The 16,485-nt window shown below is 54.9% G+C and carries 15 protein-coding genes; 10 read left to right on the top strand and 5 right to left on the bottom strand.

Translation table 11 applies throughout. The annotated features are described in order from the left end of the window. Nucleotides 1–175: 175 nt before the first annotated feature. Nucleotides 176–2,590 carry a putative ABC transporter permease subunit YbbP gene (gene ybbP, locus WC1_RS18000; protein WP_016149727.1) on the bottom strand — a complete coding sequence of 805 codons (2,415 nt, stop codon included), beginning with the start codon at nucleotides 2,588–2,590 and terminating at the stop codon, nucleotides 176–178. Continuing rightward, nucleotides 2,587–3,273 (bottom strand): putative ABC transporter ATP-binding protein YbbA, encoded by a 687-nt coding sequence (ybbA, locus tag WC1_RS18005; RefSeq protein WP_003021853.1) that lies wholly within the window; start codon nucleotides 3,271–3,273, stop codon nucleotides 2,587–2,589. The genes ybbP and ybbA overlap by 4 nt, the downstream gene beginning before the upstream one ends. Here ybbA and tesA point away from each other — a divergent pair. From tesA to WC1_RS18015, 3 genes are read left to right on the top strand one after another with little or no spacing between them, the layout of a single operon-like run. After that, nucleotides 3,241–3,867, top strand: a complete 627-nt coding sequence (tesA, locus tag WC1_RS0122615) for a multifunctional acyl-CoA thioesterase I/protease I/lysophospholipase L1 (protein ID WP_003021850.1) — start codon at nucleotides 3,241–3,243, stop codon at nucleotides 3,865–3,867. The two genes, ybbA and tesA, sit on opposite strands and share 33 nt — an antisense overlap. A 28-nt stretch (nucleotides 3,868–3,895) precedes the next feature. Next, nucleotides 3,896–4,666: an SDR family oxidoreductase gene (locus tag WC1_RS18010; protein WP_016149726.1), complete on the top strand. Its 771-nt coding sequence runs from the start codon at nucleotides 3,896–3,898 to the stop codon at nucleotides 4,664–4,666. A 58-nt stretch (nucleotides 4,667–4,724) separates the two neighbouring features. Continuing rightward, entirely contained in the window at nucleotides 4,725–5,579 is an 855-nt protein-coding gene (locus WC1_RS18015; RefSeq protein ID WP_003847508.1) for a co-chaperone YbbN, read from the top strand. A gap of 78 nt (nucleotides 5,580–5,657) precedes the next feature. Here WC1_RS18015 and fetB read toward each other — a convergent pair whose 3' ends face one another. Both fetB and fetA read right to left on the bottom strand, forming a co-directional pair. Further along, the gene (gene fetB / locus WC1_RS18020; protein WP_016149725.1) at nucleotides 5,658–6,437 is read right to left on the bottom strand and encodes an iron efflux ABC transporter permease subunit FetB; all 780 of its coding nucleotides are present in this window, start codon (nucleotides 6,435–6,437) and stop codon (nucleotides 5,658–5,660) included. Beyond that, complete coding sequence (fetA, locus tag WC1_RS18025; protein WP_003835797.1) at nucleotides 6,424–7,101, bottom strand: iron efflux ABC transporter ATP-binding subunit FetA; 678 nt, start codon at nucleotides 7,099–7,101, stop codon at nucleotides 6,424–6,426. Before fetA ends, fetB begins: the two co-directional genes overlap by 14 nt. 134 nt (nucleotides 7,102–7,235) lie before the next feature. Here fetA and WC1_RS18030 point away from each other — a divergent pair, with 134 nt between their 5' ends. Genes WC1_RS18030 through WC1_RS18045 form a run of 4 tightly spaced genes read left to right on the top strand, consistent with a single transcriptional unit; the run spans nucleotide 7,236 to nucleotide 11,458 of the window. Further along, nucleotides 7,236–8,153, top strand: coding sequence for an SPFH domain-containing protein (locus tag WC1_RS18030; protein ID WP_003021835.1), 918 nt, complete (start codon nucleotides 7,236–7,238; stop codon nucleotides 8,151–8,153). After that, entirely contained in the window at nucleotides 8,150–8,608 is a 459-nt protein-coding gene (locus tag WC1_RS18035) for an NfeD family protein (RefSeq protein ID WP_003021832.1), read from the top strand. The genes WC1_RS18030 and WC1_RS18035 overlap by 4 nt, the downstream gene beginning before the upstream one ends. 19 nt (nucleotides 8,609–8,627) lie before the next feature. After that, entirely contained in the window at nucleotides 8,628–10,772 is a 2,145-nt protein-coding gene (locus WC1_RS18040; protein WP_016149723.1) for a PA5441 family protein, read from the top strand. Continuing rightward, the gene (locus tag WC1_RS18045) at nucleotides 10,742–11,458 is read left to right on the top strand and encodes a DUF3142 domain-containing protein (protein ID WP_003835804.1); all 717 of its coding nucleotides are present in this window, start codon (nucleotides 10,742–10,744) and stop codon (nucleotides 11,456–11,458) included. The genes WC1_RS18040 and WC1_RS18045 overlap by 31 nt, the downstream gene beginning before the upstream one ends. Here the strand turns inward: WC1_RS18045 and cueR are convergent. Beyond that, nucleotides 11,455–11,865 carry a Cu(I)-responsive transcriptional regulator gene (gene cueR, locus WC1_RS18050; RefSeq protein ID WP_003021822.1) on the bottom strand — a complete coding sequence of 137 codons (411 nt, stop codon included), beginning with the start codon at nucleotides 11,863–11,865 and terminating at the stop codon, nucleotides 11,455–11,457. The two genes, WC1_RS18045 and cueR, sit on opposite strands and share 4 nt — an antisense overlap. Nucleotides 11,866–12,154: 289 nt before the next feature. On the opposite strand from cueR, the gene WC1_RS18055 reads away from it, so the two are divergent. From WC1_RS18055 to hutW, 3 genes are read left to right on the top strand one after another with little or no spacing between them, the layout of a single operon-like run. Then, entirely contained in the window at nucleotides 12,155–14,299 is a 2,145-nt protein-coding gene (locus WC1_RS18055) for a TonB-dependent receptor plug domain-containing protein (protein WP_003021819.1), read from the top strand. A 2-nt stretch (nucleotides 14,300–14,301) separates the two neighbouring features. Further along, nucleotides 14,302–15,126, top strand: a complete 825-nt coding sequence (locus WC1_RS18060) for a heme/hemin ABC transporter substrate-binding protein (RefSeq protein WP_003835809.1) — start codon at nucleotides 14,302–14,304, stop codon at nucleotides 15,124–15,126. Between the two features lie 18 nt (nucleotides 15,127–15,144). Continuing rightward, the gene (gene hutW / locus WC1_RS18065) at nucleotides 15,145–16,482 is read left to right on the top strand and encodes a heme anaerobic degradation radical SAM methyltransferase ChuW/HutW (protein WP_016149722.1); all 1,338 of its coding nucleotides are present in this window, start codon (nucleotides 15,145–15,147) and stop codon (nucleotides 16,480–16,482) included. Nucleotides 16,483–16,485: the final 3 nt, after the last annotated feature.

Genomic DNA, 16,485 nt, shown 5'->3' with positions numbered 1-16,485 from the left:
ATAGATAGCCTGCCAATTATTCAGCATACAAATATTAACGTTTATTAATACACTCGTGTTGTCGGGTTTTTATTGTTCTGTGCTGTTAAATATCAATGAGTTATCATTTTGTGCTACATAGATAAAAAAACGCACCGATTTAAAAAAACCGGTGCGTAATCATCACGAATATGAATTAACTGCTGAACTGACGGAACAGCGCTTTGCCTTTAAGAAGACGTGAACCGAGCCATCCGCCGCAGAGAGAGAGCAGCAATGCCCCACAAAGCGGCAACACAACCCACAGCCGCCAGTCTGGCTCCCAGGGGAAATCAAACACGCGGGTTTGCAGCACCGCCAGCGCAGTTTCCGCCCCGATGGCCGCCACCAGTCCGGCGACCATCCCGAGCATCGCGAACTCGCACCACAGCGTGGTACGCAGCAACTTCTTACCCGCTCCCAGCGTGCGCCAGACCACCAGTTCCTGATGACGCTGACGCATCCCGACCTGCACCTGCGCCAATAGCAGCAACATACCGCAAGCGGTGACCAGCACTACCATCACCTCCAGCGCGCGGCTCACCTGCTCCAGCACCTGACTCACCTGTTTGAGAATGGCACCAATATCCAGCAGGCTGATAGTCGGGAATTCGCGGTTAAGCTGCGTCAGCATGCCGTTGCCGTTCTCCCAGCGAAAGCTGGTTAACCAGCTTTGTGGCTGAGCATCCAGCGCGCCGGAAGGGAAGATAAAGAAAAAGTTTGGTCGCAGGCTTTCCCAGTCCACTTTGCGCAGACTGCTGACCGTAGCGCTGAAATCCTGGGTATCCCCCATAAAGGTCACCCGATCGCCAAGCTTAACGCTCAGTCGTTTCGCCAGCCCCTCTTCCATCGACACTTCGCCCGCTTTTGGCGGCCAGCTCCCGGCAACGATCGGGTTATGATCCGGGCGGGTATCCTGCCAGGTCAGATTAAGCTCGCGGTTCAGCGCTTCATCCTGATTGCCTTCGGTCGATTTCTCATTGATCGCCGTCAGACGGGCCCGCACTATCGGGTAGAACGACTCCGGGATCACCTGATGCTCAGCAAGGAAAGCCTTCAGCGGAGCCACCTGCTCAGTGGCAATGTTGATCAGAAAATAGTTTGGACTTTCCGGCGGCATTTGCTGCTGCCAGCGGTCGAGGAGATCGCCGCGCAGCACCAGCAACAGCGCCAGCAGCATAAAGGACAGCGAAAATGCCGACAGTTGACTCAGCGTTGACCACGGCTGGCGCAACAGCCGGCTGACCGCCAAACGCAGCGGCAGCGAGGTCAGCGTCAGACCACGCAGCAGGTTAAGCAACATCCAGCCCAACACACCGCACAGCAGCGCCAGCACCACAGCCCCGGCCAGTACCGCCCACAGCAGCATACTTCCGCCCATCAATCCGGCCAGCAGCGCAACCACAACTATCGTTGCTACGGGCAGATAGACCTTAAGCGGCCAGACGTTTGCCACCACGTCGCGACGCAGTACCCGCAGCGGCTGCGTCGCCAGCAGCAAGCGATAAGGGCGTAGCCCCACCAGCAGAGAAATGACGGTCATCGTACCGAGTGCCCACAGCCACGGCCACAGGCTGGCGGGCGGCAGCTCACCGGGCAGAACTGGCTTCAGTAATACCACCAGCACCCGCTCAAATAACAGCCCGAACAGCCCGCCGGTCATGCCAGAAAGCGTCAGCACCATCAGCCACTGGCCGATAATCAGCTTGCGCAGCTGCGCCCTGCCCGCGCCGAGCGTTTTTAATATCGCCACCAAATCGTAACGACTGCGACAGTAATGATTCATCGCCACGGCAACGGCAGCAACCGCCAGCAGTAGCGTTAACAGTGCCGACAGCAGCAGGAACTGTTGCGAACGCTCCAGTGATTTCCCCAACGCCCCTTCATCCTGCTCCAGCCCATACCAACGCTGTTCTGGCTTTAACTGCGGAAGCAGCCATTTTTCATAGGCTTCCAGTTGCTGTGGCGTACCACCAAATTTATAGCGCCAGGTCACACGGCTTCCCGGCTGGACCGCCGCCGTTTTTTCGACATCCGCCATGTTCATCATCAGGCGCGGCGCTATCTGGAAGGGATTAAAACCGGAATCCGGTTCCTGCACCACTTCTCCGGCGATGCGCAGGGTGGCATCGCCAACGTCGATGGAATCACCGATTTTTAAGTTGAGTAGCGCCATCAGACGCGGGGCCAACAGCACTGAGCCCGGCTGCGGTTTCAGCCCCGGCGGATTGGTTTGCAGCGTGCCGTACATCGGATACACATCATCCACTGCTTTGACGTTCGCCAGCTGCGGCGTATCCCGGGCAAAGGTCATGGTGGCAAAGGTTAGCTGTTCACCCACCTTCAGACCACGCTGTCGCGCCTCGTCAATCCACGCTTTCGGCACAGCGCGCGAACTTTGCAGCGACCGGTCCCCCGCCATAAACTCACGGCTTTGCTGGCTCAGCCCTTTTTCCATGCGATCGCTGATATTGCCCAGCGCCAGTACACAGGCCACCGCCAGGCTTAACGCCAGCCAGACAATCAGTAATGAAGGCGAGCGCCATTCGCGCCAGAACCAGCGTGCAATCATGCCTCCTCCTGCAACTGTCCGTTCACCAGGCGTAAACGCCTATCGCAACGCGCCGCCAGCTGCGGGTCATGGGTCACCAGAATCAGGGTGGTACCGTGTTCCCGGTTCAGAGAAAACAGCAGGTCGGCGATTTTGTCTCCGGTCTGGCGGTCCAGATTGCCCGTTGGTTCATCGGCAAACAGCACGTCAGGGCGTCCGTTAAACGCCCGTGCCAGCGCTACGCGTTGCTGCTCCCCGCCGGAAAGCTGGGCCGGAAGATGATCAAGACGTTTTCCCAACCCCAGTTGCTCCAGCAGCGTTTTTGCCCCGTCACGACTTTTTCCGCTATTTTCGCCGCGTAGCAGCGCGGGTAGTTCGACGTTTTCCAGCGCGTTGAGGGTTGGAATTAACATGAATGACTGGAAGACAAAACCCACGTGCCGCGCCCGCAGCTGCGCCCGGGCTTCTTCGTCCATAGTGTGCAGCGCCTGCCCCACCAGGCTGACTTCACCGCTGGAGCCATCGTCCAGCCCGGCGAGGATCGCCAGCAGCGTGGATTTCCCCGATCCCGACTCGCCAATCAACGCAATGGTCTCGGCGCGTTTGACAACCAGTTCAACTCCGGTAAGGATGGATAGCTCTTGATCACCCTGACCGACGGATTTCTTAAGATGATGAACTTCAACAATGTTTTCCGCTGGCATTGGCCTTTCCTGTTCCTGGTCCTGTTAACTTTCCGCGCCGCCGCTGCGGACACGTTATTAATTCTGGGTGACAGCCTGAGCGCCGGATACCGTATGTCCGCCAGCGCCGCGTGGCCTGCGCTACTTAATGATAAATGGCAAACCAAAACGCCAGTGGTGAATGCCAGCATTAGCGGCGACACCTCGCAGCAAGGTCTGGCCCGTCTACCTGCATTACTCAAGCAGCACCAGCCGCGCTGGGTGCTGGTCGAACTTGGCGGTAACGATGGCCTGCGCGGCTTTGCGCCTGCGCAAACCGAACAAACCCTGCGCACGATTCTGCAGGATGTCAAAGCGGCAAATGCCGAACCGCTGCTGATGCAAATTCGTCTGCCGGCAAACTATGGCCGCCGTTATAATGAAACCTTTAGCGCGATTTATCCAAAGCTCGCCAAAGAGTTTGATATTCCTCTGCTGCCATTTTTTATGGAAGAGGTTTATCTGAAACCCCAGTGGATGCAGGATGATGGTATTCATCCTAACCGTGACGCTCAGCCGTTTATTGCCGACTGGATGGCGCAACATCTCACTCCTCTAGTAAATCACGACTCATAAAACAACGGAGATCCTGACAGGTAAAGTTATGCAAAAATCGGTCTTAATAACAGGATGTTCCAGCGGAATCGGTCTGGAAAGCGCGCTTGAACTAAAGCGCCAGGGTTTTCAAATTCTGGCAGGCTGTCGCAAACCTGACGATGTCGCGCGTATGAACAGTATGGGATTCACTGGCATATTGCTGGATCTGGATTCACCCGAAAGCGTGGATCGTGCCGCCGATGAAGTGATCGCCCTGACCGATAATCGTTTATATGGGATCTTTAACAACGCCGGATACGGTGTCTATGGTCCCCTGCCCACCATCAGCCGTGAACAGATGGAACAGCAATTTTCCGCCAACTTCTTTGGCGCACATCAGCTTACCATGCGCCTGTTGCCCGCTATGCTCCCTCACGGCGAAGGACGTATCGTGATGACCTCATCGGTGATGGGATTGATCTCAACGCCGGGACGCGGCGCCTATGCCGCCAGCAAATATGCGCTGGAAGCCTGGTCCGACGCGCTGCGTATGGAACTGCGCCACAGCGGCATTAAGGTCAGCCTGATTGAGCCCGGCCCCATCCGTACCCGCTTTACCGAAAACGTCAACCAGACCCAGAGCGATGCTCCCGTGGAAAACCCCGGCATTGCCGCGCGTTTTACGCTGGGACCAGAAGCGGTTGTCGCCAAAGTACGTCATGCATTTGAGAGCGATAAACCAAAGCTACGTTATCCGGTTACGCTGGTGACCTGGGCAGTGATGCTACTTAAACGCCTGTTGCCAGGCCGCATAATGGACAAAATTTTACAGGGTTGAGTTGAAGCACGCGCGTCAGCCCCCATGTAACAAGAAATCGACAAAAGAGAGTAACTCCATGTCCACACAGAATATTGTTAACATTAACGAATCGAACCTGCAGCAGACCCTTGAACAGTCGATGACCACGCCGGTCCTGTTCTATTTTTGGTCTGAGCGCAGCCAGCACTGCCTGCAATTGACGCCGGTACTGGAGAGCCTTGCCGCCCAGTACAACGGTCAGTTTATTCTCGCCAAGCTCGACTGCGACGCCGAGCAGATGATCGCTTCTCAGTTTGGCCTGCGCGCCATCCCTACCGTTTATCTGTTCCAGAACGGTCAGCCAGTAGACGGATTCCAGGGCCCGCAGCCGGAAGAGGTTATCCGCGCGCTGCTGGAAAAAGTGTTGCCGAGCGAAGAAGAGCTGAAAGCGCGTCAGGCTATCGAGTTCATCGAAGCCGGTAATCACGCGGATGCACTGCCGCTGCTGAAAGAAGCCTGGCAGATCTCCAACCAGAGCAGCGAAATTGGCCTGCTGCTGGCGGAAACGCAAATCGCCCTCAATCGTTCTGACGATGCCGAAGCGGTGCTGAAAACCATTCCGTTGCAGGATCAGGACACCCGCTATCAGGGACTGGTGGCGCAGATAGAACTGCTGAAGCAGGCGGCGGATACGCCGGAAATCCAACAGCTGCAGCAGCAAGTCGCCAGCAATCCGCAGGATGCGGCGCTGGCAACTCAACTAGCCATCCAGTTACATCAGGTCGGACGTAACGAGGAATCACTGGAACTGCTGTTCAGCCACCTGAAGAAAGATCTCACTGCTGCCGACGGTCAGGCACGTAAGACCTTCCAGGAGATCCTTGCCGCACTCGGAACCGGCGATGCGCTGGCCTCAAAATACCGCCGCCAACTGTACGCACTGTTGTACTAATCCGTTTGATTTTGCCCGATGGCGCTTGCGCTTATCGGGCATACAAATTCTACCAATACCGATCCCTCCGGCATCACATCACGTCTTCTTCAAATGCGTTACGACTAATTGGTGGCGCGAATTATAGAACTTCCGATAAGTCAGGTAGCAGGCAATAATGGTCGACAGGCTGGCGGTAGAAAGCAGCATAAACGTCACCATAATCTGATACTTAATCGCTTTTACTGGATCAATACCCGCGAAGATCAACCCGGACATCATCCCCGGTAAACTCACCAGCCCTACCGTTTTTGCAGAGTCGATCGTTGGGATCAACGAGGCGCGAATGCTGTCGCGAATCAGCGCCGCAGAGGCCACTTTCGGCGTCGCGCCGAGGCTAAGTTTTTCCTGAATTTGCTGCTGTTCGCTGTTAAACCGCTGTCCCAGATTGTTGTAACACAGCCCCACTGCCACCATCGCATTGCCTGCAATCATGCCGGAGATCGGGATGACCTGCATCGGCGTGAACTCGATAGAGCCAGACAAAACCAGCACCGCCAGCGTTAGCCCCGCCCCCACCGTGATAGCGATAAACGACGAGAGGAAAGCTTTATCAATATATTTACTGCGCTTTTGTGCGTTATAAGCCGCGTTAAAGCAGATAAACAGCACCATCAGTAAGGTCAGAATACTGTGGTTAACGCCAAAAATATATTTCAGCACATAGCCGACGATAATCAGCTGAACCACTGCCCGGCAAACGCTCCAGAGAATATCTTTCTCCAGCGCCAGTTTTTCTTTGTGGCTAATCAGGATCGCCACCACCACCAGCATCATCGCTAATGCCAGGGACTCATTGGTAATATTATGCTCGTTCATTGCGTGCTTCCTGCATTTCTCCGGCGTGCGGTTGAAGGGTTATGACATTATCCGCATGCGTAATTTCATCTTTGTCGTGCGTCACCCACAGCACCGCAATATTCTTATCGCGAACATAGTGGTGAATTAATTCGTTCACATTACGTTTATTAGCCTCATCCAGCGCGCTGGTGATTTCATCAAGCAGCAGAATTTTGGGCAGAAACTGCAAATTACGAATTAGCGAGACGCGCTGCTTCTCGCCACCGGACAGCTCATTTATGCTTTTTCTGAGGATCGTCTCGGGGAGATCAAAACGGGCCAGATCGCTCAGAAACGCATCCGGCTCCGGACGTTTGTTACGGATTTGCCAGGGGAAAATGAGGTTGTCGTAAACGGTGTCACCAAACAAAGCAGGCGTTTGCGCACAATAGGAGACCTGCTGGCGATACGTTTCCGGCTTGAGGGTATTGATCTCCTTGCCTTCAAAGAGAATTTCACCGGCAGTCGGACTCATTAATGACGCCACAATCTTGAGTAACGTACTTTTCCCACAGCCGGACTGGCCGGTAATCAACTTAAATTCTCCGGCGCGGAGATCAAAACAGATGTTATTGAGAACCTGCGTCTCACCAGCCTGCCATGCGACATTTTTTAACTGAAGCAAAATACTGCTTTCTTCCATTACCCATTCCTTTTTTACATCTTTCGTTCAGACAGTCTATCCCTGTAATTTATTATAAGGGAGCCCACCTTGATAAATCGGGTATAATTTGATTAATGAGGCAGTAAAGGACAGCACAACAGGAGGTTTCATCAATGCTCATTTTTATTCCTATTCTTATTTTTGTCGCGCTGGTGATCGTCGGCGCTGGCGTCAAAATCGTCCCGCAGGGATATCAGTGGACGGTAGAGCGTTTTGGCCGTTACACCAAAACCCTGCAACCGGGTTTAAGCCTTGTTGTGCCGTTCATGGACCGCATTGGTCGTAAGATCAACATGATGGAACAGGTGCTTGATATCCCTTCTCAGGAAGTCATCTCCAAAGATAACGCCAACGTCGCAATTGATGCCGTGTGCTTTATTCAGGTGATCGACGCGCCGAAAGCCGCCTATGAAGTCAGCAACCTGGAACTGGCGATTATCAACCTGACCATGACCAACATTCGTACCGTTCTCGGTTCGATGGAACTCGATGAAATGCTTTCCCAACGCGACAACATCAACACGCGCCTGCTGCATATTGTTGATGAAGCCACGAATCCCTGGGGCATCAAAATCACCCGTATCGAGATCCGCGACGTGCGTCCTCCGGCAGAACTTATCGACGCGATGAACGCGCAGATGAAAGCCGAACGTACCAAGCGCGCCTACATTCTTGAGGCCGAAGGGATTCGTCAGGCAGAAATCGTCAAGGCCGAAGGTGAGAAACAGTCGAAGATCCTTAAAGCGGAAGGTGAACGCCAGTCCGCGTTTTTACAGGCTGAAGCGCGTGAACGTTCAGCAGAAGCCGAAGCTCGCGCAACGCAGATGGTGTCTGAGGCCATTGCCGCTGGGGATATTCAGGCAGTGAACTACTTCGTGGCGCAGAAATACACTGAAGCGCTGCAGCATATCGGCTCGTCGAATAACAGCAAAGTGGTGATGATGCCGCTGGATGCCAGCAGCCTGATGGGCTCTATTGCCGGGATCGCCGAACTGGTTAAGGACAGCGCCAGCGAGCGGAAAAAATCATGATAGCGATGATTCTGGTGCATCCGCACATCTTCTGGCTCAGCCTCGGCGGTTTGCTACTCGCCGCCGAGATGCTGGGCGGTAACGGCTATCTGCTGTGGAGCGGCGTAGCGGCGGTAATTACCGGTCTGGTCGTCTGGCTCGTTCCGCTAGACTGGGCGTGGCAGGGGGCGATGTTCGCCGTCCTCACCCTGCTGGCGGCGTGGCTGTGGTGGAAATGGCTGGCAAGGCGCGTTCAGGAGCAGAAACCCGCCGACAGCCATCTTAACCAGCGCGGACAGCAGCTGGTTGGCCGACGATTTATTCTGGAAACCGCCCTGGTCAATGGTCGCGGACACATGCGCGTCGGCGACAGTTCCTGGCCCGTTAGCGCCAGCGACGATTTGAGCGCCGGTACGCAGGTTGAAGTCATTGCCGTTGAAGGGATAACCCTGATTATTAAAGCGGTATCACATTAAAAAGACAGGAAATAAGACTATGGTCAGGAAGACACCCCTTGCCTTTGCCCTTTGCACATTACTGACCGCCGCCCCGCAGGCATTCGCCTCTTTCGATATGGAAGACTGCAAATGGAGCGACGACAGCTGCCTGCTGAAAGGCACGCCAACCTTTAACCCTGAAAACGACAGCCGCGACAACCTGCTGCGGCTGCTGAGCCAGGAAAAATCATTTGCTCTGCCGGTGCAATCAATGCCAGCGGATATCACCCGCTCCCGGGATTTCTATTTTGCCTATCACCCGCAATGGGATGAGGCAACCTCGCAGCCAGCCGCTGCTCCGGCATCCGCCGCAGACAGCCCACTCTCCCGACAGATGGCCGAACTGAACATTAGCGCAGACGAAATAAACGTCAACGACGCTGAGCTTGAGAACCGTCATGTTTCGAATAACACCGAGAGCGTCAGCGCATTTTTTGCCGCACTGCTGGCCGACTCGACGTTAACAGCGGAACAGCGCCAGGCCTTAGCCCAGGCGCGTACGGGGCTGCTATCCGGGGCAACCCGCGAGCAAATTGAGTCTTCACTTGCCACCCTCCCGGCTGATTCACCGGCTCAGTCCTATAAAAATTATCTGGCCGCAGCTGCCAGTTTCTATGCCGGTGATTATGCCAGCGCCGAACGGGATTTCACTCAGCTTGCCAAAAGTGAGCGCCCGTGGCTGGCAGAGACCGCGCAATACATGCTGATGCGTGCGGCGTTGAACAAGAGCAGCCAGAACAGCGTGGGCGAATACGGCGATTTTGATATTGCAAAAATTAACCGCGAGGACGCGACTCAGGCTCAGACGCAGGCGCAAGCCTATCTGCAACGTTACCCGCAAGGCCTGTATGCCGACTCCGCGCGCGGTATGCTGCGTCGCATCAACTGGTATTTACAGGCGTGGCCGCAGCTGGCCGGGTTGTATGAGCAGACGCTCCAGCAGTCGGCTGACGCTCGGCAACTGCGAGAAATAGTCATCGAATACGATAATGTCTACGGTATGGCGTTCTACGAACAGTCCGTGGTGGAAGCATTCCCCGATGCGCCGCTTGTCAGCTATATCGAACTGCTGCGCGCGCTGCGTCTGGATAACAACAGTAAACCCACGCTGACCCAGGCGCAGCTCGATGCCAGCAAACCGGTGTTTGAGCAGAGCCAAAAACTGCCGCTATGGCGCGATCTGCAACTGAATCTGTGGCTGGCGACGGAGAACTACGCGGCGATTATTCAGGCAGTTACGCCAGCGCAGAAACTCGCCATTCACGATACCCTCGCCTTCAGCGAACAAGTGCTGTACGGCGAAGCGCTGATGGGCCAGAAGAACTGGAGCGCGGCGCGTGATTTCTGGCTGCAGTTGCTAAAACTCAGCCAGGACAACGAACAGCAGCAGTATTTACAGGCTAAGCTCGCCGCAACGCTGGTTTATAGCGGCGACGTGGCGGCGGTATTTGCCCCAGAAAGCGCAGTAACCAACCTGCGTTTTCGCTCGCAGATACTGAAAACACAGGCCTCGCCTGAACTGCTGCGCCAGCAGGCCATCCATGGACCTAACAATGAAGAGCGTACCATCGCCCTGCATACGCTGCTGGTACGCGATCTTACCGAAAACCGCTTTGGCGACTGGTTGAATGACAGAAAACTGGCCAGCGCCATTACTCCGCCGGTTATTGGCGACGCGTTTGATGACGTTAATCTGAGTATTTTCGACTGGAACGGCGACGCTGCCGAGCGCGGTTACACCTGTCGCAGCCTCAATGAAACGGTAACGGTATTGAGCAAAAAAGCGGATGATGCCCACGCGCTGAACTGCTTAGGCGAATTCTTCCGCACCACGCAAACCCACGTCGATTTGTGGAAAAACAGTGCTGGCAACGACGTTCTTGAATCAGCAATATCGCGCAAGGAGCCGTTCGGTCAGTTCGACAGGCAACGCTACTATCAGCAGGTGATCACTTCGCCGAAAGCAGAGGTTGAAGACAAGAGCTTCGCGCTGTATCGCGCCATCATGTGCTATGCGCCGTCAGGCTCTAACGAGTGCGGCGGTGAGGAAGTGGATAAACTGCAGCGTAAAGGCTGGTTCACCCAACTGAAAACGCAGTATCCGGGAAGTCCGTGGGCGCAAAAACTCAAATACTACTGGTAACCGCGCTGCTGACAGGCCAGCCGCAGGCGGCGGATATCGTCGCCGCCCGTGAGCATCCGGCCTTCTGGCTGTGGTCCGGCGTGAAGGCCAGTGACGAACTGAAAGACGCGCAAACGGTCTATCTGCATCAGGGTGAGGTGCTGGTTCGTTCGGGTAACGTGGTTTTCCAGCGTCTCGGGCTGCCGGTCAGCCGCCTGTCTTTTCCCTCGATCTGGCTGACCGTGCGCTTTACCACGCTCGACGTACCGGAGGCGATCCCGGCTCGCATCATAAGATTGATGCAACGCTGGCAGACCGCCGGGAATCATGTGCTCGGCCTGCAGGTTGATTTTGACGCGGCGACCCATCAGCTTGCCGATTACGCCCGCTTTCTGCAGCAATTACGCCAACAGTTACCGGCCGAGTTTGCACTTGGCGTGACTGGACTTCTGGATTGGGCAAAAACGGGCGACGTCGCCACGCTGAATGCGCTGGCGGTCGATGAACTGGTGGTCCAGAGCTATCAGGGCCGTCATACGGTAACGAATTATCAGGCGTATCTGCCCGCACTCAGTCGTCTGCGCATTCCGTTTAAGCTGGGGCTGGTGCAAAACGGTAGCCGGGACCCGCAGGCTGAAGCGCAGCTTGAGAAATCCCCGTGGTACCGCGGGACGGTGGTATTTATGCTTAATCCCCCTCGCCGTTAAGCCTTCGCTTTATGGTGGCAGCAGCCGGAGAGGTTATCAATGATCGGGCATTCGGCGCTGTCATCGCCAGGGCAACTCTCCGCCAGTGCCAGCAAATGCAAGCGCATGGCCTGCAGCTCGCTGATATGCCGCTCAATGTCCGCGACCTTTTCTAAGGTACGCTTTTTCACATCTGCGCTATGACGCGCCGGATCGTTAAACAGATTCACCAGTTCGCCGCACTCTTCGAGATTAAAACCCACCTGGCGTGCCTGGCGCAGCAGCGTAAGTTCATTCAGATGCTGTTGGTTGTATGTGCGATAGCCATTTTCGCTACGCAGCGGCGGCGTCACTAAGCCTTTTTCTTCATAAAAGCGTATCGCTTTGCTGGTCAAACCGGTTCTTTTCGCAACATCGCTAATATTCACATTTCCCCCGCGGATCTTGTTGGTACTGAGCCCATTATAGCCCAGATTATCCTAATGATTGACCCGAGAACCCTGCACATTTCCCACCCTCACCGCAATGCACAAATCCTTTTAATTCACATTGTTATATCCGATTCAGATCACATTTATGCATTTAATGACTGCACGAAATTGACTCAAATCAAAAGATATATTGGTTCTACATCTTTCATCTTGAACAAAGGGAAACAATTTTATATATAAACGCGAATGATAATGATGATCATTTACATTCAATAAAGGTTCTCTTATGTTGCCACGGAATAACCAAAGGCCATTTATTCTTTCAGCCCTGACATTATGCATGTCCGGCGCCGCTTTTGCCGCTACCTCTCCAACACACGCTTCTACGTCCGACGAAGACACGGTTATCGTCACGGCTAACCGCACAGAAAGTAGTCTTTGGGATAGCCCGGCAACCATCCAGGTTATCGATCGCCAGACACTGCAAAACTCCACCAGCGTTTCTATTGCTGATGATTTACAAGATATTCCCGGCGTCGAAGTCACCGATAACGCCCTCGCAGGGCGGAAACAAATTCGTATCCGTGGCGAAGCGTCTTCGCGGGTGCTGATTTTGATCGACGGCCAGGTCGTCAGTTACCAACGTGCCGGACAAAACTACGGAGCCGGTTTGCTGATTGACGAATCCGCGCTGGAACGGATTGAAGTGGTCAAAGGCCCTTATTCTGTCCTCTACGGTTCGCAGGCGATTGGCGGTGTCGTAAACTTTATTACCAAAAAAGGCGGTGATAAGCCTCTCGGCGGCAGCGTTAAGGCTGTTTATAACTCCGCAACGGCAGGATGGGAAGAGTCGGCAGCGGCCTGGGGCAGCATCGGAAACTTTGACTACCGCATCAATGGCAGCTATTCCGACCAGGGGGACCGCGATACGCCTGACGGAAGATTGCCCAACACCAACTTCCGTAATAACGGCCAGGGCGTATGGCTGGGTTACAACTTCGATCGCCACAAAATTGGGCTCTCCCTCGATCGCTACAAACTGTCTACTCAAACCTGGTTTGACGATCCAGAGGGCCAGTTCGACGACTTTAGCGTCAAAATACCTAAGCTGGAACGCGAGAAAATCGGTCTTTTCTACGACTACGCGGCCGATGGGGATTACCTGAAGAACATCCATGTTGACGCATACAGCCAGACAATAGAGCGCAAATTTGAAAACCGGGTCAAAACGACCCAGGTTATCCCCAGCCCGATGATTAAAGCGCTGACGGTCAGCAATCAGACCAATACCAACGACAAACAGTATACCCAAGGGGTAACGCTACAGAGCAACTTCTCCCTGCCTGCTAACAACGAGCTGGTGATTGGCACTCAATATCAGCATGACAAAATAAAACAGGACACGGACGGCAGTACGCGCCAGACCGCAGCTACCGGCTTCTTCGATACGCAAACACGTACCCTGTCATACAACGAAGCGGAGCAAAGCAACACCTCATTGTTCGCGCAAAACGACTGGCGCTTTGCCGATGACTGGACGTGGACCGTAGGCGCACGCCAGTACTGGCTGTCTTCGAAGCTCAAGCGCAACGATACGCAAACCCTGCAAAGCAGCGGCAGCACCTGGCAATCCACCGGAGGAAATTCCGTTCACGATGATGAACTGGTGACCTCAACCAGCCTACGCTATTCCGGTTTTAAAGATCTTGAACTTCGGGCTGCATATGCCCAAGGCTATGTCTTCCCCACGCTGACTCAGCTGTTTATGCAGACGTCCGCAGGCGGCAGCGTAACCTACGGCAACCCAAACCTGAAGGCGGAACACTCGAATAACTATGAGCTGGGTGCACGGTATAAAGGGAATATGTGGCTGATTGACGGCGCCATTTATTACTCCGAAGCCAAAGACTATATCGCCAGCCTGGCCTGTTCAGGTCAACCCGTATGCAGCGGTAATACCACCTCTTCACGGGGCGGCTATTACTACTACGACAACATCGATCGGGCCAAAACCTGGGGCATGGAACTCACCGCAGAATACAACGGCTGGGCAGTTTCACCTTACCTGAGCGGTAATCTCATTCGCCGTCAGTACGAAGGCAATACCCTTAAAACCTGGGATACCGGCGAACCCACTCTGACCGGGCGCGTCGGCCTGAAACATACCTGGTTGATGAACGCCGCTAACCTGACGTCCGATGTTTTTATCCGCGCGGCGTCCAGCGCCAAAGATAATACCGGCACCACAGAAATCAACTACCCAGGCTGGGCCACGCTTAACCTTGCATTCAACACCGAGTTCGGTCCGCAGGATCAGTATCAGGTCAACCTCGCGCTCAACAACCTGACCGACAAGCGTTACAGAACCGCGCATGAATCTATTCCAGACGCTGGTTTCAATGCCGCCGTTGGCTTTGCGTGGAATTTCTGACGATGAAAAAACTCTTGATTGGCTTACTGAGCCTCGCCTGCGTTTTCAGTGCCCAGTCCGCCGACCGCCTGGTGGTGGCGGGCGGCTCTCTTAGCGAACTGATATACGCCATGGGCATCGGCAACCGGGTGGTCGGCGTTGATGAAACCACCTCGTATCCACCCGAAACTGCCGCACTCCCGCATATCGGCTACTGGAAGCAGTTAAGCAGCGAGGGCATTTTATCGCTGCATCCGGACAGCTTTATCACCTGGCAGGATGCTGGCCCTCAAATCGTGTTGGATCAGTTGCGGGCGCAAAAAGTTAACGTCGTGACGTTGCCGCGCGTACCGGCCACCGTCGAACAGATGTACGCCAACATTCGGGAACTGGCTCAAACCCTGCGCATTCCCGAACAAGGTGAGACGTTGATCGATCGCATACGTCAACGTCTGGATCGCGTTCAGCACAACGTGGCAGCGAAAAATGCGCCGGTCAAAGCCATGTTCATTCTCTCCGCTGGCGGCAGCGCGCCACAGGTCGCCGGAAAAGGCAGCGTTGCCGATGCCATTATGACCCTCGCAGGCGCACAAAATGTCGCCACTCACGCACAGTACAAAAGCTACAGCGCGGAATCGCTGATCGCCGCCAACCCAGAGGTGATCGTGGTGACGTCGCAAATGGTGGATGGCGGTCTGGCTCGTCTGAGCGCGATTGCCGGGATTACCCACACTGCGGCCTGGAAAAACCAGCGCATTGTGGCGATTGACCAGGCGCTGATTCTGGGTATGGGGCCGCGCGTCGCCGATGCGGTTGAAGCCCTGCACCAGCAATTCTGGCCTCACTAACTGGATTTATAAAGAACAATGAAAACTGAACACTCGCTGGATCTCACCGCGCATTTTGCGCTCGAGGGAAGTCAGCCATTTAAGGATCGCCGCGCCACGATGCCCTGGCGTGGGGCGATCCCGGTTGCCAAAGAGCTATTGTCACAAACCTGGCAGGAGGTCATCAGCCAGCCAACCCCACCGCGGAAACGGTTGGTGTACTTGCATATCCCTTTCTGTGCAACACATTGTACTTTCTGCGGTTTTTATCAAAACCGCTTTGAAGAGGATCACTGCGCCCGCTACACCAACGCGCTATTACGCGAAATAGAGATGGAAGCCGATAGCGCATTGCATCAGTCGGCCCCAATTCACGCCGTCTATTTTGGCGGCGGTACACCGTCTGCGCTGTCGGCACGGGATCTGGCCAGAATCATCACCGCACTACGTGACAAGCTACCGCTGGCGCCGGACTGCGAAATCACCATTGAGGGGCGGGTACTCAATTTTGACGATGCGCGAATAGATGCCTGCCTTGACGCTGGCGCCAATCGATTTTCGATCGGCATTCAGTCATTTAACAGCCGGATCCGCAAGAAAATGGCGCGCACTTCGGACGGCCCGACCGCGATGGCCTTTATGCAGGGGTTGGTAAAACGGGATCGAGCCGCCGTGGTCTGCGATCTGCTGTTTGGTCTGCCAGGACAGGACGCAAAGGTGTGGGGCGAGGATCTGGCGATTGCCCGCGACATCGGCCTCGACGGCGTAGATCTTTATGCTCTGAATCTGCTCCCTAATACACCGCTTGGCAAAGCGGTTGAAACCGGGCGCACAACGGTTCCCTCTCCTGCCGAACGTCGCGACCTCTATCTTCAGGGCTGCGATTTTATGGACAGCGCGGGCTGGCGCTGCATCAGCAACAGCCACTGGGCGCGCACCACACGGGAACGCAATCTGTACAACCTGCTGATTAAACAGGGCGCAGACTGTCTGGCATTCGGCTCTGGCGCAGGAGGGTCAGTCAATGGCTATTCCTGGATGGTCGAGCGCAATCTGACCACATGGCATGAATCCATCGCCGCCGGAAAAAAACCGCTCATGATGATGATGCGCACCGCCGAGCGTGGTTTCCAGTGGCGACACACCCTCCAGGCCGGCATTGAAACGGCCCGCGTCCCGCTGGATGAACTGACGCCTCATGCACAAAAACTGGCCCCGCTACTGACCCAGTGGCATCACGCAGGACTGACGCGAGATGCCAGCACCTGTGTACGCCTGACCAATGAAGGGCGTTTTTGGGCGAGCAATATTTTGCAGTCTCTTGATGAACTGATTCAAACACTTAACGCGCCGCGTATTGCGGTAGAGCAACCATAAAAG

The sequence above is a fragment of the Citrobacter sp. KTE30 genome, from assembly GCF_000398825.1.
Taxonomy (GTDB): domain Bacteria; phylum Pseudomonadota; class Gammaproteobacteria; order Enterobacterales; family Enterobacteriaceae; genus Citrobacter; species Citrobacter freundii.
Note: the sequence above shows the minus strand (reverse complement) of the source record. Positions and strands in the feature narration are given on the sequence as shown.